A 23348-nucleotide genomic window follows, 5' to 3' on the forward strand; every position below is an offset into this window, starting at 1 on the left:
CCCACTGACCCAACGGAAGGCCAAAAAAAGAACGGCAGACCCTGCCTGCCGCTCTAATTTATGGGGAAATGGCGTGTAATGCCCCCGTTTTATGTCTGGTACGATTATTTGGCAGGAATGCGCAGCATCTGGCCTGGATAGATTTTATCAGGGTGCGACAGCATGGGTTTATTCGCTTCAAAGATTTCTTCGTAGCGTGCGCCGTTGCCCAATGTCTTGGCCGCGACCGCCCAAAGCGTGTCACCTTTTTCAACCGTGTGGAAGGTGCCGTCGCCCTCGCCGCCGTCCATGTCTTCCTCGACCGCGGCAACGCCTTCGACGTTCCCCACAGCAAGAATGACCTTTTCTTTCATCTCTTGGCTGGCAGCCCTGCCGGATACTTTGACCTTGTCGCCCTCGACAGAGATGTCGAGCCCGTCGGCATCAAGCCCGAGGTCTTTCAATTCGTCCTGAAGCGCGGCTCCGGTAACTTCGGTATCATCACCGCCGCCAAATACTTTTTTGCCAGCGTCTTTTACGAAACTCCACAAACCCATGTTGCTCTCCTTCTGGATCCACTCGGGTACGAGTGTTTCCACCTCGCCAAGCATTTCACAAGGTTTTTTTATGCGTCATCGCGCCCGTCGGTGAATTGTAGCCGTGCCAGCCGCGCATAAAGCCCGCCTTTGGTCACCAGTTCGTCATGGGTGCCCATATCGACGATCTGCCCTGCTTCCAGCACAACGATGCGGTCGGCCTTTTTCACGGTTGCCAGACGGTGCGCGACAATCAGGGTGGTGCGGTCTGCGCTCAGTCGGTCCACGGCGGCCTGCACCGCACGTTCGCTTTCGGCGTCCAAGGCGCTGGTCGCTTCGTCCAACAGCAGCACCGGCGCGTCGCGCAAGATGGCGCGGGCGATGGCGATACGTTGCTTTTGCCCGCCCGACAGCATCACCCCACGCTCGCCCAAGTAGCTATCGTAGCCGTCGGGTAGCGCGGTGATGAACCCGTGCGCGGCGGCTGCCTCGGCGGCGGCGGTGATTTCCGAGTCTGTGGCGTCGGGGCGGCCAAAGCGGATGTTTTCGCGGGCAGAGGCCGCAAAGATCACCGGATCTTGCGGGACAAGGGCAACCGACTGCCGGAAGACCGCACGCGACACGTCGCGCAGGTCAACACCATCAAGGGTAATCCGCCCCGAGGCGGGGTCATAGAACCGCAGGATCAACTGGATGATCGTTGTTTTGCCAGCGCCCGACGGGCCGACAAAAGCGACCGTTTCACCGGGGTTGATCGACAGATTGATCCCGTCCAGCGCCTGAACGCCGGGGCGCGCAGGGTAGGTGAAATGCACATTCTCAAAGGCAATGCGCCCTGCGACGGGGGTGGGCAAGGCAATGTCGGTTTCAGGGTCTTGCACGGTGTCTTGCGTGCGCAGAAGTTCGACCAGACGCTCTGTCGCGCCGGCGGCACGCTGCAATTCGCCCCAAATCTCGGACAGGGCGGCGACCCCGCCTGCGACCATGACGGCGTAGATCACGAACTGGACCAGCGCACCGGGGCTCATCTGATCGGCACGCACATCGCGCGCGCCCATCCACAAGACGCCCACCACACCGGCAAAGACCAAAAAGATCACAATAATTGTCATCAGCGCACGGGTCTTTATCCGCCGCTGTGCAGCATCATAGGACGCTTCGGTCATCTGCCCGAACTGCGCCTGACTGGCGGCCTCGTTGGTAAAGGCCTGTACGGTCTGCACTGCACCAAGGCTTTCGGACGCATTCCCCGAGCTCGCCGCGATCCAGTCCTGATTTTCGCGACTTAGCACGCGCAGGCGACGCCCCAACACAAGAATGGGCACAATTACCGCGGGCACGATCAGCAGCACCATCGCCGTCAGCTTGGCCGAGGTAAACAACATCAGCACCAGACCACCGGTCACGATCAGCATATTGCGCAATGCGATCGACATCGACGACCCGATCACCGACAGAATCAACGTCGTGTCGGTCGTGATCCGGCTGAGCACCTCGCCCGTCATCAGGTTCTCGTAGAACGCGGGGCTCATGGAAATGACGCGGTCGAACACGGCCTTGCGGATATCAGCGACGACCCTCTCGCCAAAGCGGGTGACAAGCGCATAGCGCAGCCCCGTGCCGACGGCCAACAGCCCTGCGATGATCAGGGCCGCCACAAAATACTGGTCCAGCAATTCGGCCTCGCCGCTGCCAAAGGTGTCGATCACCCGGCGCACAGCTAAGGGCAGCGTCAACGAAATCATCGCCGTCAGTACCAGCGCCAGTATGGCAGCGATCATCAGCCCCCGATACGGCGCGAGAAACGGCAGCAGCGCGCGCAGGGCCCCCAGCTCACGCGATTTTTCGCGTTCTTCGGTGCCGGGGCCGGGCGTCGGGGTACGTGCCATGTGATATCCTTTGGAGTGCTGCTGTGTCATCGCCCGCACGCCGCGCGGGGTCAAGTGCTGCCCCCTTAGCGAACTTGCGACAAAAGCGCATTGATCCAGCGCAAATGCGGGTAATCAAAGGAATTTCAGGAAAGAGTGGAGCGGGCGGCGGGAATCGAACCCGCGTCTTCTGCGTGGAAGGCAGAGGTCTTACCATTACACAACGCCCGCGCTACGAAAGGAGAGGTAAGTCATCCGCCACGGGTCGTCAAGGCCGTCTGCGAGGGCAAGATGTCGGAAAGATCAGAATGCGCCGCTCGCCGCCCTTTACCTCGTCCGACCAATGACGCAAATTCGGCAACGCGAAAGAACACAAGGAGACGACAATGCCCAACCCGCTTTACGACGCTTTATTCGGTCGCCATATCGGGCAATCCACGGCATTTCTGATCCTGCCCGACGGGCGCACCATCACCCATGATCAATTCATCCGCTCTGCCGCACGCTATGCCAACGCGTTTGCCGACAAGGGGCTGACAGTGGGCGACCGTGTGGCGGTGCAAATCGGCAAATCCCCCGATGCGCTGGCGCTTTATGCGGCCTGTGTTCAGGCGGGGCTGGTGTTTTTGCCGCTCAACCCCGGCTACACCGCGTCCGAGGTGGATTACTTCGTCGGCAACTCAGGTGCGCGGCTGCTGGTTTGTGATCCTGCCGATGTCAGCGCACTGGCCCCCGTTGCCGCTGTCGCTGGCGCGGCTGTTGAAACCATGGACGCCACCGGCCGCGGCACGCTGCGCGATCTGGCAGCCACACTGCCCGACACATTCGACACCGTAGACCGCACCGCAGAGGATCTGGCCGCGTTCCTCTACACCTCCGGCACAACGGGCCGGTCCAAGGGGGCAATGCTGAGCCAGCAAAACCTGCTCAGCAACGCCGAAACCCTTGTCGATGTCTGGCACTTCACCAAGGCTGATGTGCTGCTGCACGCGCTGCCGATTTTTCACACCCACGGGTTGTTTGTGGCGACCAACATCATGCTACTGAGTGGCGGCGCGATGGTGTTCCTACCCAAACTTGATATCGACCAGTTGATCCGATTTATGCCGCAGGCCACCGCGCTGATGGGCGTGCCGACGTTCTACACCCGCTTACTCTCCTCTGATGATTTCACCGCCGGATTGACCGCACATATGCGGCTGTTCATTTCGGGCTCTGCGCCGCTGCTGGCGGAAACTCACAAGCAGTTCGAAGAGCGCACAGGTCACCGTATTCTGGAACGTTACGGGATGACGGAGACCAATATGAACACGTCAAACCCCTATGACGGACCACGACGCGGGGGCACGGTGGGCACCCCGCTACCGGGTGTCGAGCTCAAGATTTGCGATCCCGAAACCGGAGAGACCGTGCCCCAAGGCGACATAGGCGTCGTCGAAGTGCGCGGGCCAAATGTGTTTCAGGGCTATTGGCAAATGCCCGAGAAAACCGCCGCAGAACTGCGCGAAGACGGCTTTTTCATCACCGGAGATTTGGGGCTGATCGACGATCACGGCTATGTGCAAATCGTCGGACGCGGCAAAGACCTGATCATCTCGGGCGGCTACAATATCTATCCCAAAGAAGTCGAACAGGTGCTTGACGATCAACCCGGCGTGCTGGAAAGCGCGGTGATTGGCGTGCCTCATGCCGATCTGGGTGAGGCCCCTGTCGGCGTGCTGGTGGCCGATGGTACCGCTGATCTGGACCTTGATGCACTGTCGCAAACCATCGGGCAAGCACTGGCACGGTTCAAGTGTCCGCGCCGCTTGGTGGTGGTCGACGCCCTGCCCCGCAACACGATGGGTAAGGTGCAAAAGAACCTGCTGCGCGAGATTTACGCAGACCTGTTTACAGCATAACCGCGCGTTTTACGGGTCGCCGACACAGGGTGTCCCGCCTGCTACCCAAATTGCCAGCGCTTCCTGCATCTCGGGGATTGATCCGGGGGCGGCCACGCGCCCTGCGCCGGGGTCGAACCCCCACGCGACAAAGGCCGAGGTGCCGACGTGATCGGACAGTTCTTCGGGCGTGAAAGCACCGTTGCGGTCGGGGTCACGCAACTGCACGCAAATCTCGGCGCTGGTTTTGCCTTTCCACGTCATCTCAATCGGGGGAAGCCGCCACGCATCTGCAATCATCGGCGGTGCATGGGGCACGCTGTTGGCTGACGCGGCGCTGATGTGACAGGTCCGGCATGGCATTGTTTCCGCTCCGATGCGGCTGTCATCGGCACGCACATTCATGCCGTGCACCAGCTCCTTTCCCAACGTTTCGCCGCGTTCCAGCCCTTCCCACAGGGGCAGACCAGAGGGGCCGACGTGGCAATTGGTGCAGCGCGGATGCGTGACGACGGCGTGAATATCATCCCACGCGGCCAGCGCCGCGGCGCGATCGGACGCGTCTTGCGCCACCGCAGCACTTGCCATGGACAGCACAAACCCGATCACGCCAGCGGCCGCTAGGCGAAAAATATTCATACAAAATCGATCGACTTAGACAGCGGCAGTTCACGGATACGCTGCCCTGTGGCGGCAAAGATCGCATTGGCCAAGGCGGGCGCGGCAGGGGGCACGGCGGGTTCGCCGATACCCCTGATCTTGTCGCCATTCTCAAGCCCGCGCACCATAATCTGCGGGGTCTGATACAGCCGCATGCCCTCGTACACGTGGTAGTTATCCTGCTCTGCCACGCCGTCGCGATAGGTCAGCTCGCAGTTCATCGCGTGGCCCAAGCCAAAGATCACGCCGCCTTGCAGCTGCGCCTCAAAGTTCACAGGGTCCAGCACGCGGCCCACATCGGCGGCAACAAAGACTTTGTCGATGCGAATGCCGTCGGAGGTGTTGGTGACCTCGACCACCTCGGCCACGGGCACGCCAAAGGCCAGCGTAAAGGCCAGCCCCCGCCCGCGGTTCGGCCCCAGATCGCTGCCCCACTCCGACATCTCGCCCACGGCTTCCAAGACCTTGCGCGAGGCATCGTGCCAGCACAGGCGCAGTCTTTCTTGCAGCGGGTCGACGCCGGCGGCATGGCACATTTCATCCATGAAGCTTTCATGCATAAACCCGTTGCCAGACGCACCCACCGACCGCCACGAGCTGACGGGCACCATCGCGGGCGTCCGGTAGCCGGTGACGCGGTAGTTGGGGATCTGGAACGGCTGGTCCCATGCCCCTGCGACAATCGCCACGTCTGGGCCAAAGGCGGGTTGGTTCAACCGCGCGAGCGAGGATTCAGCGACCGAAGGGGCGGCAATGGATAAATCAAACGCTGCGATACCGGCATCCGCCACAGCTCCGCGTCCGCGCGCAATCGCCAGCGGGCGCGGGAAGTCATGGGTGAAGTCTTCTTCGCGCTGCCAGATCATCTTGATCGGCGTGTCGGGCAGCTGCATCGCGATCTCTACCGCTTGGGCGATATAGTCATCCTCAAGGCGTCGCCCAAAACTGCCGCCGGACATCAGCACATGCACATGGATGTCATCGCCATCTATCCCCGTCAGCCGCGCCATGTTGGCTTTGACAAAGCGGGGGATTTGCGTGCCGGTCCAGATATCAAGGCGTCCATCGGTCAGCTTGACCACGACGCTCATCGGTTCCATCGGGGCGTGGGCCAGATAGGGGATGCGGTATTCTGCCTCGACAACTGAGGCGTCTTGCAGCGCTTCCTCTACGTCGCCTTCATCCTTGAAACGGCTGTCGCGGTGGTCGTCGGTGAAGGAGGCCGCCACTGCCGCGAACTGGTCGGCGCTGTTGCCGATGTAAGGCGACGGCCCCCAGTCACAGTCAACCGCCTGCGCGGCTTGAAACGCGCGCCATGTGTTATCGGCAACCACAGCAATGCCACCGGTGATCGGCAAAACCGCATGCACACCGCGCATCTGTTGCGCCACTTCGGCCTCAAAACTGTTCAACCCGCCGCCAATCGCCGGATTGGTGCGGGTCGTGGCGATCACCATACCGTCCATCTGCATATCGATGCCATAGATCTGCGTGCCCGTGGATTTGGCCACCACATCGGTGCGTTTTTGCGGCTTGGTCAGATAGCGCCATTCCGACGGGTCGCGCAGGGTGACATCCTGCACAGGCTCGATCTCGGCGGCGATGCTGGCAAGGTCGATGTATTCAATCTTCAACCCGTCCGGCAGCACGATACAACCATCTTCGGTGCCCAGTTGATCGCGCGGCAGGCCGGTCTGTTTCATCGCGGCCTTGATCAACGTCTCGCGCGCGACGGCACCAGCCATACGTAGGCGGTCGTACATATCGGGCACAGTCGACGACCCGCCGGTGATATGCAGCCCCATCAGCTTGCCCACAACATCCACCGCGCCGCGCCCGCCGCGTGCCAGCAGCGTGTCAGAGGTCGCGGCAATCGGCAGCGCCTCTGCGCCGACAACGCCATTGTAATAGATCGCATCCGCCGGACCGGGCGACAGCTTGGCGTTGCGCGGATTGATATCAAGCTCTTCTGCGATCATATGCGCCTGCATCGACCACGCACCCTGCCCCACATCCGCACGCGGCGTGATCAGGGTGACCCCTTGGGCATCGATCTTGACGTAAGGCGTGATCGCGGTTTCACCGGGTTTCAGCCCGTCAAGCAGCGGGTTTTCGCCCTCGCGTTTGTAAAGATAAGTGCCAAAGACAACGCCCCCCGCAACAGCAGCAGAGCCGACAAGGAAGCTCCGGCGGGCAATGGTTTTCACGCGCCCCATATCACACCGCCTTGAGCTTGAGCGCGGCGGTCTTTACCGCCTCGCGGATACGGGGATAGGTACCGCATCGACACAGGTTGCCGCTCATGGCGGCGTCGATCTGGTCGTCGGTGGGCGTCGGGTTCAGTTCAAGAAAAGAGGCCGCCTGCATGATCTGGCCCGATTGGCAGTAGCCGCATTGCGCGACCTGCAGGTCGATCCATGCCTCTTGGACGGCATGGCGCACGGCGGGGGTCCCCAACCCCTCGATGGTGGTAATCTCGCCCTCTACGTCACCGGCAGCCAGCTGGCAGGCGCGAACCGCGATCCCGTCCATATGCACGGTACAGGCCCCGCACTGTGCGATGCCACACCCATACTTTGGACCCGTGATGCCCAGAATATCGCGCAAGACCCACAGCATCGGCATGTCTTCCTCGACGTCCACATCATGGATCACGCCATTCACCGTAAGTTTCATGCCCTGTCTCCCAACGTTCACTCTATAAATACCAGCGGGAACGAAGTGGTAAACCCACCCTGTCCCGCAGCCCCCTCTCCCCTCAGGTCAAAACATGATGGCCTAGGGGGCTGTAGAAAGCATAAAACGCCGCCCCACTGGGACGGCGTTTGCCATAGATTTTACGAAATCGCGCTTAGAATTCAACGACCGCACGAATGGATTCACCTTTGTGCATCAGCTCGAACCCTTCGTTGATCTGGTCCAGCGTCAGTTTGTGGGTGATCATCGGGTCGATCTCGATTTTGCCGCTCATGTACCAGTCGACGATCTTGGGCACGTCGGTGCGGCCCTTGGCCCCGCCGAATGCAGTCCCTTTCCAGACGCGACCCGTCACCAGCTGGAACGGACGGGTAGAGATTTCGGCCCCTGCCGGTGCGACACCGATGATGATGCTTTCGCCCCAGCCCTTATGTGCGGCTTCAAGCGCCTGACGCATGACTTTGGTGTTGCCCGTCGCATCAAAAGTATAGTCCGCGCCGCCCTTGGTCAATTCAACCAGATGCGCCACCAAATCACCCTCGACTTTGCTGGGGTTCACAAAGTCTGTCATGCCGAAGTAGCGGCCCGTCTCTTCTTTGTCGTCGTTGAGATCGACGCCGACGATCTGGTCGGCTCCGGCCAGGCGCAGGCCTTGGATGACGTTCAGTCCGATGCCGCCCAAACCAAAGACCACGCAGCGCGCGCCGATTTCGACCTTGGCGGTGTTGATCACCGCGCCGATGCCCGTGGTCACACCACAGCCGATATAGCAGATTTTATCGAACGGCGCGTCCTTGCGGACTTTGGCAAGCGCGATCTCGGGGATCACCGTGTGGTTGGCAAAGGTGGAACACCCCATATAGTGGTGGATCGGCGTGCCATCCATCATCGAAAAGCGCGTTGTGCCGTCGGGCAGCAGGCCCTGACCTTGGGTCACGCGGATCGCCTGACACAAGTTGGTTTTGCCCGACAAGCAGTATTCACATTCGCGGCATTCGGGCGTGTAAAGTGGGATAACATGGTCGCCGACCTCGAGCGTGGTGACGCCTTCGCCGATTTCCAGCACAACACCCGCGCCCTCGTGGCCCAGAATGGCGGGAAAGATACCTTCGGGGTCGTCGCCCGAACGGGTGAATTCATCTGTGTGGCACAGGCCCGTGGCCTTGATTTCGATCAGGACTTCACCCCGCTTGGGGCCTTCCAGATTTACGTCCATCACTTCAAGCGGTTGACCTGCGGCAACGGCGACGGCGGCGCGTGTTTTCATCATAAGAAGCGTCCTTTTGCTGTTTGGGACAAAAGGGAGAAAACGAGCCGATTTGTCAAGGTCAAGGGGGCACGGCTACGCGGCAAGGTCTGCCACTCGGGGCGCTGCCCCCGGAGCCGCTTTGCGGCCCCTCCCCCGGGATTTTAGACCCTTTGGAAGCACGGATATGCGTTTGCGCGCCGCGTGTTTTTCCTGTCCAATCGGTTCTGCGACAATGATGACGTTCCGTGACCGAGGAGAAGACCATGGTAGACCGAAGCGAGATCGGAATGAAAACCCGCCGCGCCGTTTTGGGCGACGCCCATGTCGACCGCGCCGAGGCGGCAAAGACCGATCTGGATGCACCGTTTCAAAGCCTGATCACCGAAGCAGCCTGGGGCACGGTCTGGGCGAGTGACAAGATCAGCCATCGCGAACGATCAATGCTGACGCTGGCGTTGCTGGCGGCGACCGGCAATTTTGACGAGATCCCGATGCACATCCGTGCCACCGCCAATACCGGTGCCAGCAAATCCGACGTGATAGAGGCGTTCCAGCATGTTGCCATCTATGCGGGGGTGCCAAAGGCGAACCATGCGCTTAAGCTCGCGAAACAAACCTATCAGGAAATGGAAGCCGGCGAATGACCGATCAGAACGGAGCGTTCTTTCACCGAGACCGCAACTGGCATCCGCCCGCGCTGGCACCGGCCTATAAGACGTCGGTTGTGCGGTCGCCACAAAAGGCGCTGATTTCCATGAACACAACGTTGAGCGAGCAGACCGGACCGGTCTTTGGCCACAACATGCTGGGCGCACTGGATAACGATCTGATCCTTAACTACGCCGCCGAAGGCGAGATGGCGATTGGTCAGCGGATCATCGTGCATGGTCGTGTGCTGGACCAGAACGGGCGCGGCGTGCCGGGTGCCTTGTTGGAGTTCTGGCAGGCCAATGCGGGCGGGCGCTATCGCCATAAGAAAGAGGGCTATCTGGCCCCGCTCGACCCCAATTTTGGCGGTTGCGGGCGCACGGTGACGGACGAGAACGGCGGCTATAGCCTGCGCACGGTCAAACCCGGTGCCTATCCTTGGCCAAATGGGGGGAACGACTGGCGCCCGGCGCATATCCATTTTTCCGTGTTTGGACAGGGGTTTGCGCAACGGCTGATCACCCAGATGTATTTTGACGGCGACCCGCTGATCTGGAAATGCCCCATTGTCCAAAGCATCCCGTCACGCGCCGCCGTTGAACAGCTGATCGCACCGCTGGACATGGACAATACCGTGCCAATGGATGCCCGCGCCTATAAGTTCGATATTGTGCTACGGGGCCGCCGGTCGACCCTGTTTGAAAACCGGATGGAGGGGACCTGATGCAAGAGCTGACCCAGTTGAAAGAAAGCCCGTCCCAGACAGCAGGGCCCTATGTCCATATCGGCTGCGTGCCTAATTTTTGCGATATCACCGGTGTTTACCCTGAGGATCTGGGCGCGCAGATGGTCAATGCCGATACCAAGGGCGAACGGATCACCCTCAGGGGCACGGTCTTTGACGGCACCGGCACCGCGATCAAGGATGCCATGATCGAGATATGGCAGGCCGATGCCGCGGGACTTTACCCCGGCAACGATCCACGCGGCGCGGCGGACCCGAACTTCACCGGCTGGGGACGCAAGGCGGGGGATTATGACACCGGCGAGTGGGTGTTCCACACCATCCGACCCGGTGCCGTGCCCTTTCCTGACGGGCGGATGATGGCCCCGCATATCAGCTTGTGGATTGTCGCGCGGGGTATCAATATCGGCTTGAATACACGCATGTATTTCCCCGATACCGACAACAGCGCAGACCCGTTGCTGACCCGCATCGAACATCAAAACCGCGTACCGACCCTGATCGCGGAGAAAGAGGCCGATGGCGTCTATCGGTTTGATATTTATCTTCAGGGCGAGAAAGAGACAGTGTTCCTAGATGTCTGATCCATGCATTCTTTGCGTTGCCATCACCGGCAGCGTGCCCACCAAAGCCGCCAACCCCAATGTGCCTGTCACGATCAACGAACAGATCGAAAGCACCCATGCGGCATTCGAGGCCGGGGCGAGCATCTGCCACGCTCATGTGCGCAACGACGACGAGACCCCCTCGTCGGACCCTGAAAAATTCGCGCGGCTGAAAGAGGGCATCGAGAAACACTGCCCCGGCATGATCATCCAGTTCTCGACGGGCGGGCGGTCCGGTGCGGGCGAGGCGCGTGGCGGCATGCTGTCCTTGCGGCCCGACATGGCGTCTTTGTCGGTGGGGTCGAACAACTTTCCCACCCGCGTTTACGAGAACCCGCCGGATCTGGTGGAATGGCTGGCGTCGGAAATGCGCACCTACGAAGTCGTTCCCGAGATCGAGGCCTTTGACCTTAGCCATATCTTGCAAGCCATCCAGCACCACAAGAACGGCAAACTGTTCGGGCGGCTGTATGTGCAATTCGTCATGGGCGTCAAAAACGCCATGCCCGCCGACAAAGAAGTCTTTGATTTCTATGTGGCACAGATGAAGGCGCGGGCCCCCGAGGCCGCTTGGTGTGCCGCAGGAATCGGGCCTAACCAGATTGTCGTGAACGAATGGGCCATTGCCGCCGGCGGCCACACGCGTGCCGGCCTAGAAGACAACGTACGTCTGGACAAAGACACGCTGGCCCCGTCGAACGCGGCCTTGATCAAGCGTGCCGCAGATCTGTGCGAGAAATACGAACGACCCGTTGCGACATGGCAGCAAGCGCGCGACATTCTCGGGCTGCGCAGCGTCGCGGATTAACCGCTTTTTACTGCCCCCGCTTGTGGCACCATAAAGCGGGGGCGGCACCGGCCCTGGCGCAGATTGCATTTGGCCTGAACCGCATTAAACCCATATGGCAAACGCCCGCCCCTTAACCCAAGGACCCCACGTGACACGTATCCTTGCTGTAACCTGTATGCGCAACGAAGGGCCCTACTGCCTTGAATGGATCGCGCATCACCGCGCCGCGGGGGTGACCGATTTTCTAATTTTCACGCATGATTGCACTGATGGCACGCCAGAACTGCTGGATCTGCTTGGCGACGTGACCCATGTACCTTTTCTGCCCGAGGGCGATAAATCGGTTCAGTGGCAAGCGATGCGGCTGGCGGATCAGCATGATCTGATGAAGCAGGCCGATTGGGCGCTGTTCTTTGATTGTGACGAATTCTTGTGCCTTCAGGCTCCGATGCGCAGCCTCACTGATCTGATTGCCGCGGTTCCCGCTGACACCGATGCGATCGCCCTGCCGTGGCGATTTTTCGGTGCGGATGGCCAAGAGGCTCTGCAGGACGCGTTGACCCCGCTCCGGTTTAGCCGTGCCGCACCCGAGCCCTTTCACCTACCCGCTGGCAGCTTTTTCAAAACCCTGCACCGCCCCGCGGCCTTTCAGAAGCTCGGTGTGCACCGACCCAAGAAAAAGGGCAGCACCAGCCCGCAGTGGAATCTTGGCGGTGTGCAGGCAGCCCCGGACGGGTTCGCCGAAAATGACAACCGGATCAATATATTCGGCGCCCTACAGACTCATGCGCGGGCGCGGTTGAACCACTATTCCTTGCGGTCAGCGGCAGAGTTCATGGTCAAACGCGGACGCGGCCTGCCCAACCGGACGACCAAGCCACTGGACCTGCATTACTGGGCGGAACGGAATTTCAACACGGTCAAAGACACGATGATCGACCCGATGATGGCCGCGACTACGGCAGAGATGACCCGCCTGCGGGCCCTGACGGGCGTCGCTGCCGCGCATGAGGCTGCGATCCAGTGGCACCAAGACGCCTTTGCTGCGCTGATGGCGGACCCCGCCGAGGTTCAGTTTTACTGGCATCTGCTGTTGCTGGGTACCAGCATGCCCCCGACCGCCGAGCAAACACAGGCCCATTTGTTGCGCCACGTCGGCACCTGACGGGCCTCTACCCGCGCCCCGTCCCACAAAGGACACTGGCATAAAAAAAGGCGCGACCGGAGACCGGCCGCGCCTTGGAGTGTCGTTACGCGTGTTTACGCGAGGTCGAAACGATCAAGGTTCATCACCTTGGTCCATGCCGCCACAAAGTCAGTGACGAATTTCTCTTTCGCGACGTCGCCGGCATACACTTCCCCGATGGCGCGCAGCTGCGAGTTCGACCCGAACAGCAGATCGACAGCGGTACCGGTGTGCTTGAGCTCACCCGTGGCGCGGTCGCGGCCCTCGTAGATGTCGTCGGTGGCAGTCTCTTCCGCCTTCGACCACACGGTGCCCATGTCCAGCAGCGTGGTGAAGAAATCGTTGTTCAACGTACCGGGCGCATCTGTGAACACGCCGTGTTTGGAGCGGCCTACGTTCACGTCCAGTGCACGCATACCACCGACCAACACAGTCATTTCCGGCGCGGTCAGCGTCAGAAGCTGGGCACGATCCACCAGCAGCTCTGCCGTGGTGACCGAATAGCGTGTCTTGGCAAAGTTGCGGAAGCCATCTGTCACAGGCTCGAGATAGGCAACGGAATCGACTTCGGTCTGCTCAAGCGAAGCATCGCCGCGGCCTGGTGCGAAGGGCACAGTCACGTCGTGGCCTGCGTCCTTTGCAGCTTTCTCGATCCCGGCCGCACCGGCCAACACGATCAGGTCAGCGACCGAGATTTCCTTGTCGCCTGACTGGGCGCCGTTGAACTCGGCACGGATGCCTTCCAGTACGTCCAGCACTTTGGCCAACTGATCGGGTTCGTTCACTGGCCAGTCTTTCTGCGGTGCCAGACGGATGCGCGCGCCATTGGCACCACCGCGTTTGTCCGACCCGCGGAAGGTCGCGGCAGAGCCCCAAGCGGTGGCTACCAGTTCCTGAACGCTTAGGCCCGATGCCAGCACTTTGGCTTTCAGCGATGCAACGTCCGCGTCATCCACCAACGCATGCGTCACGGCGGGGATCGGGTCTTGCCAGATCAGCTCCTCGCTTGGCACGTCGTTGCCCAAATAGCGGGCAATCGGCCCCATGTCGCGGTGGGTCAGTTTGAACCATGCACGGGCAAAGGCATCGGCGAATTCCTCGGGGTTCTCGTGAAAACGCGTCGAGATTTTGAAATACTCGGGGTCTTCGCGCAGCGCGAGGTCAGAGGTGAACATGATAGGCGCGTGACGTTTAGACGGGTCATGCGCATCCGGCACGGTGCCTGCGGCGTCGCCATTCTTTGGCGTCCACTGCACGGCACCGGCAGGGCTTTTGGTCATTTCCCACTCGAGCCCCAGCAGGTTGTCGAAATAGGTCATGTCCCAGCTTGTCGGGGTCTGCGACCATGCGCCTTCAAGCCCGCTGGTCAAGGCGTGGATGCCGTGGCCGGTCTCGTGCTTGTTGGTCCAGCCAAAGCCCTGACTTTCCAGTGGCGACGCTTCGGGATCGGGGCCGGCATTCTCGCCGCCCACGGCACCGTGCGCCTTACCAAAGGTGTGACCACCCGCGATCAGCGCCACGGTTTCATAGTCGTTCATTGCCATCCGGCCAAAGGTGTCGCGGATGTCATTGGCCGACCCTTGCAGATCGGGTTTGCCGTCTGGCCCTTCGGGGTTCACATAGATCAGGCCCATTTGCACGGCGGCCAGCGGGTCTTCCAATGCGCGCTCTTCGCTATAACGCTTGCTGCCCAGCCATTCGTCTTCGGGGCCCCAATAGACGTCCTCTTCGGGTTCCCAACGGTCCACACGGCCACCGGCGAAGCCGAATGTTTTCAAGCCCATCGATTCAAGCGAGATGTTCCCGCACAGGATGATCAGATCGCCCCATGAAATCTGGTTGCCGTATTTCAGTTTGATCGGCCACAGCAGGCGGCGCGCTTTGTCGAGGTTGGCGTTATCCGGCCAGCTGTTGAGCGGCGCAAAACGCTGTGTGCCCGTGCTGGACCCGCCACGGCCATCCGCCGTACGGTAGGTGCCCGCTGCGTGCCACGCCATACGGATGAAGAAAGGGCCGTAGTGGCCGTAGTCTGCAGGCCACCAGTCCTGCGAATCTGTCATCAGCGCGTGCAGGTCTGCCTTGACCGCCTCGATGTCCAGTTTCTTGAACTCTTCAGCATAGTTGAAGTCCGGGCCAAGCGGGTTCGAATCGATGGTGTTTTGGTGCAGCAGCTTGAGGTTCAGCTGGTTCGGCCACCATTCGTTCAACGACCGCGCACCGCGCTTTGAGTTGCGGCCGTGGCTGCCGACAACCGGGCATTTGCTGATGTTTTCGACGTCGTTTCCGTCCATGGTGGTCTCCGTTTTTATCTGTCTGGGTGCGCGACGCATGCGGCGCGGCACGGGGGATGGATGTCAGGGGTAAGGGTCCAATCGGCCCGCCCCCTTCTTTCTGGAACCGTTCTAACAGGAGTTATTGATTAGTTTAAGTTGGCATTTCCTATCAGTTTGATAACTATAAGCTATGACCAACATCACCCTAAAGCAGCTTCGCTATTTCGAGGCCGTCGCCCATCACCGTCATTTCGGCCACGCCGCTGAGTCTTGCGCGATTTCGCAGCCTGCCTTGTCGGTACAAATCAAGGAGCTAGAGCAGAACCTGCAGACGCCCCTGTTTGATCGCGGCGGACGCACTATCACGCTGACCAGCTTTGGCGTCGATTTCGCGCCGCGCGTACGGGCGATTTTACAAGGCGTGGACGAGCTGCAGGATATGGCACGGGCGTCCAAGGACGGGCTGATGGGCCGGCTGAGAATCGGAATCATCCCCACCATCGGCCCTTATCTGCTGCCCTCGATCATCACCAAGCTGACGCAGATGAACCCCGCGCTGGATATCCACGTCCGCGAAACAATGACGCCACGTCTGATCTCTGAATTGACAGAGGGGCGCATCGACACTGCCATTGTTGCCCTGCCCGTATCAGAGCCGTCACTGACCGAAGTTGCCCTGTTCGACGAGAAATTCATGCTGGTCCGCCCCAAGGCAGACCGTGACAAGCCGATCCCCAGCAGTGCGCGCTTGAACGAGATGAAGCTGCTTTTGCTTGAGGAAGGGCACTGTTTCCGCGATCAGGCCCTGTCGTTTTGCGATATGCAGTCGGAAACCGCGCGCGAGGGGCTGGATGCGAGTTCACTGTCCACACTAGTGCAGATGGTCGGTGCGGGTATCGGCGTCACGCTGATCCCCGAAATGGCGGTCGCGGTTGAAACGCGGTCGGCACAGGTGGCGGTCAACGCCTTTCCCGCGCCCGAACCGACGCGCCGCGTGGGGATGATCTGGCGCAAAACCAGCCCGCTGGCGAGCAAACTGTCCGAAATCGCCGATCTGATCCGCCCGACCTGACCGAACGGATCAATGTTTTATCGCGGTGTTAGCCCAACCGTGCCAGCAGCGCGCGAGAGGGGTCACCGCTTGCGGGCAAACCTTGGCTTTGCTGGTACGCGGTGATCGCCTTGCGGCTGTTCGGGCCAATCACGCCGTCGGTGCCGTCGGTATCAAACCCGCGTGCCGTCAGCCGTTCCTGCAACGCCTTGCGGTCTTCGATCGTCAGCCCGTATTTGTCCGGTCCAAAGCTTGCCTGAATTGGCCCGCCCCCCGCGATACGGTCCGACAGATGCCCGACGCCAATCGCGTAATTGTCCGAGTTATTGTAGCGCTTGATCGCTTTGAAGTTGTTAAAGATCGCAAAGCGTGGCCCGCCTGCATCCGGCTGCAAGATTTGTATCGGCGTGGCAGAGCTTGCCGCCGCTGTGCCCATCTCTGCGCCCCATTTCTGGTCGGATTTCCAGCCTGACTTCGCCAGATAGGCCGCGGTCGAGGCCAGCGAATCCGACGGGTCATCCGACCAGATGTCGCGCTTACCATCACCGGTGAAATCCACCGCGAAGGACTGGTAGGAGGTGGGGATGAACTGCGTGTGCCCCATCGCGCCGGCCCAGCTTCCGGTCAGACCGGCTGCCGACACATCGCCGCGTTCAAGGATGCGCAGTGCCGCGATCAGCTGCTTTTCAAAGAACGCCCCGCGACGTCCGTCATAGGCCAGCGTCGATGTGGCCGACACGACGGGGACATTCCCGCGTCGCTCACCGTAAAAGCTTTCAAGCCCCCAAACGGCGGTGACCACTTCGGCGGGTACGCCATAGCGTGCTTCGATCTGGCGCAGCACGCCTTGGTGACGCGCAAACGCGGCGCGTCCCTTAGTGACCCGTTCATCCGATGCGGCAATGGCGAGGTAATCTTCAAGCGAGCGACTGAACTCGGTCTGGTTGCGGTCGCGCTTGACGACGCCCGGCAGATAGCCCGTACCGGCAAAGCCACGGCGCAGCGTGCTGTCGGAAACCCCTTGCGCAGCGGCACGTGACTTGAACGCCGACACCCACGCATCATAGCCTGCATTCGGCTGCGGCTGTAGGTCTGCTGCCAGCCCCGCATCGCCACGCGGTGCAAAGCTGCCCGCCCTGTTCCCCGTGGTACATGCCGCAAGGCCCAACGCGGCCACTCCGACTGCAAAACTTCTTCTTGAAATACTCATACTGCCCGCGCCCTTATTCATTATGACTTCGGCATAGAATAGCCGAAGAGCGGGGGCGGGCAAAGCGGATGATACGCCTTGGCAAAGCTTTGCCTATTTGGTCGGCACGTAGAGCGGCACAGTCGACATCGACATTTTGGCGGACCCGTTCTGCACATCGCGCGCGTGGCTAATATAGACCAACGTGTTGTTCTCTTCGTCGAAAATTCGTTTGACCTTCAGCGTCTTGAAGATGACGGACCGGCGTTCGCTGAACACGGTCTCCCCTTCGTCATCGCGCGAGATATCGCCGATTTCGATCGGGCCTGTCTGACGGCAGGAAATGGAGGAGTTCGACGGGTCTTCGAACCAGTTGCCTTTTTGCAGACGGTCGATCAGGCCACGTTCAAAATAGGCCAGATGGCAGGTAACGCCTTTGACATCCGGGTCGGAGACAGCCTCAACCACGATGTCATTGCCCAGCCAGTCCACGTCCACATTGCCCACAACATCGGCAGTTGCGGTCATTGGAAGGACAAAGCCAAGGGCGGCGATGGGGACGAAGGCGGCGCGTTTGAATATGTTCATGCATCCATACGCGTCACAGCCGATTTAGTTCCCACACGCGCCCAAGAACCCCCTACCCCCGCCGTTTAAGTGACGCGCGTCCAGAACGCGGCCTTGCCCGAATATCGCTTGCGCAACCGTTGGACAAAGGTGTCATGGCTCTCAAAACGTCCATACTCTTCGATTTCGAGGTCCGCCGCCGCGCAATCCATCAGGTGATCAGCCGCCTGCGCATAGCGCGTCTTGGCAGCGTCCCGCAGGGTGGCTTCGATCATCGTTCGCCAGCACAGCGCCGCCGCCAAAGGATGGCGGGATCGCAGCGCATCGGCTGCCGTTGTGAGACGGGCGACTTGGGTACCGCTCAACCTGTCGGCACGCGTTTCGACCATGGTGGCCAACCCGCGCAAATCGGGCCACGCAAGGAAAAAGGCAATTGCGGCGTTCAGATCTTTGAACGCTGCGGCATGCGCCTTGGCGGCTTCTTCTACCTCCAGATCGTCGAAATCCGGCAGTTGCTTGAGGTGCGCGCGCAGCATGTCAGGGTCGAGCGTTTCGGCAAAGCAGTGCCAGCGGTGCGCTTGGGCATCGTCCTCCCGTCCCAATGCCATGAGCACGTTGACATAGGCCGCATCCCATTCGCCGCGCCCCGCGACCCTGCCCTTGGGCTGCGCCCCATCAAGGACGTCCAGCGCGGCCGTGTGGTCGCCCTGCGCGGCCCATAGCTCGGCCACCTCTACCGCAACGGTGGGCCGCGCCAGATCGGTGGGTGAAAACAGCGAGATATAGGTTTCCGTATCCCCCTGCGCCAAGGCGACCTCGCGCAGGTGCATCTGGATAAAGCGCCGTTTGCGCTGAGCGGTGTAATTCCCACTCCGCCCCCGCAGTTCACGCAAGAATTGCAGCGCAGGGTGATCGTCGGTGGCGTCCAACGGTGCGGCTTCGAACTGGTGGATCAAGGATTTCAGATGCGCCATCCCCGTTTCGCCAAGCGACGGGGCCATCCGCGTGATGATCGCGTCGAACGCACCATCGCTGTTGGTTTGCACCGCCTCCCACGTGCGTTCGGCCAGCGGTATCGGGTCCAGCGGGGCACGGGCCGCAATCGGGCCGATCTCTTCACGGGCATCAAAGAAAACCGCCCCCACATCGCCTTTGCTATCGTCCACCCTGCTCATGACAAAGGGCGCAAGTTCAAGAAACTCCCACAGCAGATCAAAGGCGTCTGCGGGCGCGTCTGGGGCGATCTTGTCGATGATCATCGCGGACTGCGTGCGCAGGTCCTTGATCAGAGCGTTCCGCTTGCGCCACCCGACATAGCTTTTGGCCCGCCGGATCGTGACCAGCCGCTTGCGCACGTCACGCGCCAGCTCCGCGGGGCCAAGGTTATGGCTGAGCTCAAGCCGCAGGCGGCGCTTCATATCGGCGCTGCCGGTGCTGACCTCGATCAACAACTCGGCCAGACGGTCCGCCCCGAGGGCGGCAAGATTTGCGGTGTTCAGGGTCTTTTTCGACATGGGGCCTTGCTACATCGGATTTGCGGCCTGTCAAAGGGGCGCATGATCCAAGCTTTACCCGACAAGATAAACGGCGACGCCCCAGCCCGCCAGTTCGGCCAGCTTTTGCATCGCCCCGATCACATCGCCGGTCTGACCGCCGATCTGGCGCAGCGCCAGCGCCGCAATCAGCGCAGTCGACACCACGACACCCGCAAAGATCACAGCCCCTGCGCCGAACCCCAAGGGCAGCACCCCAAACAGACCAAGGGCGACCGCAACATAGACGCAGGTCGCAGGCACCTGCGCCGCCCCATGCCCCAGCCCGTCGGCCCGCGCGGCAGGCATCCGCGCCAGCCAGAACGGCAGCATCGCGCGGCTTGCCATCGACAGCCCGAGGGCGGCAGGTACGACGAGCGCCGGATTATCCAACCGTGCGATCAGCGCCACATGCAGCGCCACCGACAGGATCAACGCCATGACACCATAGCTGCCGATGCGGCTGTCGCGCATGATCTCTAGTTTGCGCGCGCGGGTCTGCCCGCCGCCGAAACCGTCGGCCATATCGGCCAGCCCGTCCTCATGCATCGCCCCCGTCAGCAGGGTCGCGGCAAAGATCAGACCAAGGGCCGCGACCGTCGGCCCAAAGCCCGCCGCATGCAGTCCCCAATACAGCAAGCTTGCGGGCAGCATCGCGATCAAGCCTGCCAAAGGCCACGCCCAGGCCGACGCCCCCGTCGCAGGGATCGGATCACGCAGATTTCCCACGGGGATACGGGTCAGCAGCAGAATCGCCAGCCGTGCCTCTGCCAGCCGTGCAGGCAGCATCAGCCGCCCGCCACGCCTGCTTCGGCAAAGGTCGCCATGCCGCTGTGACACGCAAGAGCCGAGCGCAGGATACCAAGCGCCAGCGCGGCGCCCGATCCTTCGCCCAACCGCATATCGAAATCGAGCACCGCGGTTTTGCCGATCGCGTCCAGCAGACGTTTATGCCCGGGTTCGACGCTCAGGTGGCCAATCAGGCAGTGGTCCAGCGTCGCTGGAGACAGCGCGAACAGCGGCGCGACCGAGGCCGTACAGATAAAGCCGTCAAGGATCACGGGAACACGCCGTTGCCGCGCCGCGAGAACAGCGCCACAAATCGCGGCCTGCTCGCGTCCGCCCAAGGACGTCAGGATCGTGGCACCGTCCTGAGGTGTCGCGGTATGGCGGGCAAGGCCGCGCGTGATGGCGTCAACCTTGCGGCGCACGCCTTCGTCGTCAGAGCCAGTGCCGCGCCCGACCCAGTCCTGCACAGCCCCCCCAAAGACCGCAGCCGTTAATGCCGCCGCGACGGTGGAGTTGCCGATCCCCATTTCTCCCAGAATCAACACACTTGCCGCCGGGTGCAGCGCCGCGGCACCTGCGTTTAGCGCTGCCACACACTCGGCTTCGGTCATTGCTGGGCCTTCGGTGAAATCAGCCGTGGGCTGGTCAAGGTCCAGATCAATCACCGACAGGCGCGCGTCATTCACGTGGCACAGTTGGTTGATCGCCGCGCCGCCCGCCTTGAAGTTCTGTACCATCTGGGCCGTCACCTCTTGCGGAAAGGGATTCACCCCCTGCGCGCAAATCCCGTGATTCCCAGCAAAGACCAGCGCCTGTGCAAAGTCGATCTGTGGCACAGCCTGTTGCTGCCAACCCGCCATGAACACCGCCAGTTCTTCCAGCCGGCCCAGCGATCCGGGTGGCTTGGTCAGCGCATTCTGACGGTCACGCGCGGCGTCTTGGGCGGCAGCGTCAGCCTGTGGCAGGTCGCGGGTCAGCGCACCGAGGTCGGAGAGGGAAGTCAGGGGGAAAGTCACATGCGCCATGCAAAGGGTCTCTTTCGTTTTGAATAATATCGTATGTTGGGATCAGGGATCAGGCAAGCGACGCCGGAGCAGCAGCACTGCCCTTGAGCGCAAGTGGCAAGCCGCAAGTGACCATCACCACATGCCCCGCACCTGCCGCCAGACGCTGGTTCATCAGGCCCGAGGCATCGCGGTAGCGCCGTGCCAGCGCGGACATCGGAACAATGCCGCCGCCCACTTCATTCGTGACCAACATGACGGGGGAGGATTGTTCACGCAGGGTTTGTAGCACTTTTTCAAGCTCCGCCTGCCAGTCCAGCTCTGCATGCATCACATTGGACAGCCAAAGCGTCATGCAATCCACCAAGCGCGCGCCCGCTCCGTCCGTACGTGCCAGCGCACAGCACAGATCCAGCGGTTCCTCCACCGTGTCCCAACCAGCCCCGCGTTGGGTTTTATGAGCGGCGATACGGTCTTCCATCTCGGTGTCAAACGCCTGACTGGTGGCGATATAGACCAGTGGCAGCCCATAGGCGCGGACGTGGGTTTCGGCAAAAAGGCTCTTGCCCGATTTTGCACCGCCGGTGACCAGCGTGATCTTGTCCATATGTCCGCCCTTTGGCTGGCAGGGCAAGGCGCGATGCCCTGCCCCGGTGTCGATCAGAATTCCACACCGGCTTGTGCTGCGATACCCTGTTTGCGGAACGGATGTTTAATTTCTTTCATCTCGGTCACCAGATCCGCCATCTCGATCAACGCGTCGGGCGCGTTGCGGCCGGTGATCACCACATGGGTCATCTGGGGTTTTTCGGCCTGCAGGAAATCGACCACGTCTTGCGCGTCGATATAGCCATAGCGCAGGGCAATGTTCAGTTCGTCCAGCAGCACCATGCGGTTGTTGGGATCGCGTATCAGCTCTTTGGCCTTGTCCCACGCGCGACCGGCGGCGGCGACGTCGCGTTCGCGGTCTTGCGTGTCCCAGGTAAAGCCTTCGCCCATCACGTAAACCTGACAGATATCGCTAAAGCGGTCTTCTAGCAGTTGACGGTCTGCTGACACCCGCGCACCTTTGATGAACTGCACAAGGGCGCAGGGGAAACCATGACCGATACAGCGCATGATCATCCCGAAGGCCGAGCTGCTTTTGCCCTTACCTGTGCCAGTGTGCACGATGATAAGCCCCTTGGTCACCGTCTTTTCTGCCATCATCTTGGCGCGGGCAGTCTGGACCTTTGCCATCTTCTCGGCGTGGCGCTTGTTCTCTTCTGGGGTGCTGTCGGTCATCTGTTATCTCTCCTCGTGGCGTATGTTATTGCGTGCCCTGCGCACGTCCTGCACCGCCCTTAGTGCCAGCGGCGTGCCACAGACCCAATCGGGGGAGCTATACACCATCCTGTCGGTCTGGGCATATTGCGCGAGGGCAGGATGTAGCATGATCTCTTCGGATCGGGAACCACCGCGATAGGGGTGCGTGGTGACCAACAGATCAGGGGCGTTCATCACCAGCTCCTCAAGTGCCAGACGCCCGCTGTTTCGTCGGCCCAGCTTTTGCGACAGGTTGCGCAGGCCGCCCGTTGTCACGATGTCATGCCCCAAAGTATCCACCCCCAGCGAATAGCCGTTAGGGTAGTAAAACGCGGCCACGGGTGCATCTGTCGTCAAAGCGGGCTGCGCCGCCAATGTTTGCTCAACCTGACGTGCCATCGTGTCTGCCCGCGTGGACTGTCTCAATAGATCGCCCATCTGGCGGATTTGCGCAGGTATATCGTCAAGCTTTTTGGTGAGGGGCATTTGCGCCACCTGAAGGCCAAGATGGCGCAGCATCGCCAGCGTCGCCTTGTCAGAGTACCGCCCCGCCAGCACCAGATCAGGGTCCGACAGGTAAATCTCTTCGGCACCACCCGCGTTTTGAGGATAGGCCTCCGCCTCTTGTGCCAGCGAGGACGACCGCGGGTCACGTGCCAAGCGGCTGAGAGAGACGATTTGATCAGCGTCGGCCAGCAGCAACACCATCTGATCGGTGCACAGGTTCATCGACACCACGCGCGGCAGGTCTTGGGCGTAGACCTTGGCGGGAACGGCTAACATTGTGCCGCAAGC

Annotated in this window: 22 protein-coding genes and 1 tRNA gene; 7 read left to right on the forward strand and 16 right to left on the reverse strand. The window is 61.1% G+C overall.

Features of this window, described 5'->3' with window-relative positions; all coding sequences use genetic code 11:
- Positions 1-104: 104 nt before the first annotated feature.
- The 3 genes from lysM to E5180_RS07990 form a co-directional block, all read right to left on the reverse strand.
- Entirely contained in the window at positions 105-536 is a 432-nt protein-coding gene (gene lysM, locus E5180_RS07980; protein WP_171048923.1) for a peptidoglycan-binding protein LysM, read from the reverse strand.
- Positions 537-604: 68 nt separating this feature from the next.
- Positions 605-2404, reverse strand: coding sequence for an ABC transporter transmembrane domain-containing protein (locus E5180_RS07985; protein WP_138923911.1), 1800 nt, complete (start codon positions 2402-2404; stop codon positions 605-607).
- Positions 2405-2540: 136 nt separating this feature from the next.
- Positions 2541-2614 (reverse strand) — tRNA-Gly (locus E5180_RS07990).
- A gap of 155 nt (positions 2615-2769) precedes the next feature.
- On the opposite strand from E5180_RS07990, the gene E5180_RS07995 reads away from it, so the two are divergent.
- On the forward strand, positions 2770-4284 hold the full coding sequence (locus E5180_RS07995; RefSeq protein WP_138923912.1) for a malonate--CoA ligase: 1515 nt from the start codon (positions 2770-2772) through the stop codon (positions 4282-4284).
- A gap of 9 nt (positions 4285-4293) precedes the next feature.
- Here the strand turns inward: E5180_RS07995 and E5180_RS08000 are convergent, their stop codons facing one another.
- The 4 genes from E5180_RS08000 to E5180_RS08015 all read right to left on the reverse strand — a co-directional run bounded on the left by E5180_RS08000 (position 4294) and on the right by E5180_RS08015 (position 8887).
- Positions 4294-4902, reverse strand: coding sequence for a hypothetical protein (locus E5180_RS08000; protein WP_138923913.1), 609 nt, complete (start codon positions 4900-4902; stop codon positions 4294-4296).
- Positions 4899-7139 (reverse strand): xanthine dehydrogenase family protein molybdopterin-binding subunit, encoded by a 2241-nt coding sequence (locus E5180_RS08005; RefSeq protein ID WP_138923914.1) that lies wholly within the window; start codon positions 7137-7139, stop codon positions 4899-4901. Before E5180_RS08005 ends, E5180_RS08000 begins: the two co-directional genes overlap by 4 nt.
- A 1-nt stretch (position 7140) precedes the next feature.
- On the reverse strand, positions 7141-7599 hold the full coding sequence (locus E5180_RS08010) for a (2Fe-2S)-binding protein (protein WP_138923915.1): 459 nt from the start codon (positions 7597-7599) through the stop codon (positions 7141-7143).
- 175 nt (positions 7600-7774) lie between these two features.
- On the reverse strand, positions 7775-8887 hold the full coding sequence (locus E5180_RS08015) for an S-(hydroxymethyl)glutathione dehydrogenase/class III alcohol dehydrogenase (protein ID WP_138925160.1): 1113 nt from the start codon (positions 8885-8887) through the stop codon (positions 7775-7777).
- Positions 8888-9132: 245 nt separating this feature from the next.
- Between E5180_RS08015 and pcaC the strand changes: the two genes are divergently transcribed.
- The 5 genes from pcaC (at position 9133) to E5180_RS08040 (ending at position 12822) form a co-directional block, all read left to right on the forward strand.
- The gene (gene pcaC, locus E5180_RS08020; protein ID WP_138923916.1) at positions 9133-9513 is read left to right on the forward strand and encodes a 4-carboxymuconolactone decarboxylase; all 381 of its coding nucleotides are present in this window, start codon (positions 9133-9135) and stop codon (positions 9511-9513) included.
- The gene (gene pcaH / locus E5180_RS08025; protein ID WP_138923917.1) at positions 9510-10241 is read left to right on the forward strand and encodes a protocatechuate 3,4-dioxygenase subunit beta; all 732 of its coding nucleotides are present in this window, start codon (positions 9510-9512) and stop codon (positions 10239-10241) included. Before pcaC ends, pcaH begins: the two co-directional genes overlap by 4 nt.
- A complete protein-coding gene (gene pcaG, locus E5180_RS08030) occupies positions 10241-10846 on the forward strand; it encodes a protocatechuate 3,4-dioxygenase subunit alpha (protein WP_138923918.1) in 606 nt (201 codons plus the stop codon). The genes pcaH and pcaG overlap by 1 nt, the downstream gene beginning before the upstream one ends.
- Entirely contained in the window at positions 10839-11675 is an 837-nt protein-coding gene (locus tag E5180_RS08035) for a 3-keto-5-aminohexanoate cleavage protein (RefSeq protein ID WP_138923919.1), read from the forward strand. The genes pcaG and E5180_RS08035 overlap by 8 nt, the downstream gene beginning before the upstream one ends.
- 130 nt (positions 11676-11805) lie before the next feature.
- A complete protein-coding gene (locus E5180_RS08040) occupies positions 11806-12822 on the forward strand; it encodes a glycosyltransferase family 2 protein (protein ID WP_254700431.1) in 1017 nt (338 codons plus the stop codon).
- Positions 12823-12917: 95 nt separating this feature from the next.
- On the opposite strand, the gene katG is transcribed toward E5180_RS08040, so the two are convergent.
- Positions 12918-15134: a catalase/peroxidase HPI gene (gene katG / locus E5180_RS08045; RefSeq protein ID WP_138923920.1), complete on the reverse strand. Its 2217-nt coding sequence runs from the start codon at positions 15132-15134 to the stop codon at positions 12918-12920.
- A gap of 172 nt (positions 15135-15306) precedes the next feature.
- Between katG and E5180_RS08050 the strand changes: the two genes are divergently transcribed.
- The gene (locus tag E5180_RS08050) at positions 15307-16188 is read left to right on the forward strand and encodes a hydrogen peroxide-inducible genes activator (protein WP_138923921.1); all 882 of its coding nucleotides are present in this window, start codon (positions 15307-15309) and stop codon (positions 16186-16188) included.
- Between the two features lie 28 nt (positions 16189-16216).
- Here E5180_RS08050 and E5180_RS08055 read toward each other — a convergent pair whose 3' ends face one another.
- The 8 genes from E5180_RS08055 to E5180_RS08090 all read right to left on the reverse strand — a co-directional run bounded on the left by E5180_RS08055 (position 16217) and on the right by E5180_RS08090 (position 23336).
- Positions 16217-17377, reverse strand: a complete 1161-nt coding sequence (locus E5180_RS08055) for a lytic murein transglycosylase (protein ID WP_138923922.1) — start codon at positions 17375-17377, stop codon at positions 16217-16219.
- A gap of 93 nt (positions 17378-17470) precedes the next feature.
- On the reverse strand, positions 17471-17944 hold the full coding sequence (locus E5180_RS08060) for a CreA family protein (protein ID WP_138923923.1): 474 nt from the start codon (positions 17942-17944) through the stop codon (positions 17471-17473).
- A 65-nt stretch (positions 17945-18009) separates the two neighbouring features.
- The gene (locus tag E5180_RS08065; RefSeq protein WP_138923924.1) at positions 18010-19437 is read right to left on the reverse strand and encodes a DUF6880 family protein; all 1428 of its coding nucleotides are present in this window, start codon (positions 19435-19437) and stop codon (positions 18010-18012) included.
- Between the two features lie 54 nt (positions 19438-19491).
- The gene (locus E5180_RS08070; protein ID WP_138923925.1) at positions 19492-20244 is read right to left on the reverse strand and encodes an adenosylcobinamide-GDP ribazoletransferase; all 753 of its coding nucleotides are present in this window, start codon (positions 20242-20244) and stop codon (positions 19492-19494) included.
- Positions 20244-21269, reverse strand: coding sequence for a nicotinate-nucleotide--dimethylbenzimidazole phosphoribosyltransferase (cobT, locus tag E5180_RS08075; protein ID WP_138923926.1), 1026 nt, complete (start codon positions 21267-21269; stop codon positions 20244-20246). Before cobT ends, E5180_RS08070 begins: the two co-directional genes overlap by 1 nt.
- A gap of 49 nt (positions 21270-21318) precedes the next feature.
- Positions 21319-21855 (reverse strand): bifunctional adenosylcobinamide kinase/adenosylcobinamide-phosphate guanylyltransferase, encoded by a 537-nt coding sequence (gene cobU / locus E5180_RS08080; RefSeq protein WP_138923927.1) that lies wholly within the window; start codon positions 21853-21855, stop codon positions 21319-21321.
- A gap of 53 nt (positions 21856-21908) precedes the next feature.
- Positions 21909-22532 (reverse strand): cob(I)yrinic acid a,c-diamide adenosyltransferase, encoded by a 624-nt coding sequence (gene cobO, locus E5180_RS08085; RefSeq protein ID WP_138923928.1) that lies wholly within the window; start codon positions 22530-22532, stop codon positions 21909-21911.
- 3 nt (positions 22533-22535) lie between these two features.
- Entirely contained in the window at positions 22536-23336 is an 801-nt protein-coding gene (locus E5180_RS08090) for an ABC transporter substrate-binding protein (RefSeq protein ID WP_138923929.1), read from the reverse strand.
- Positions 23337-23348 lie beyond the last annotated feature (12 nt).

This window comes from Sulfitobacter sp. BSw21498, assembly GCF_006064855.1.
In the GTDB taxonomy this organism is placed as follows: Bacteria; Pseudomonadota; Alphaproteobacteria; order Rhodobacterales; family Rhodobacteraceae; genus Sulfitobacter.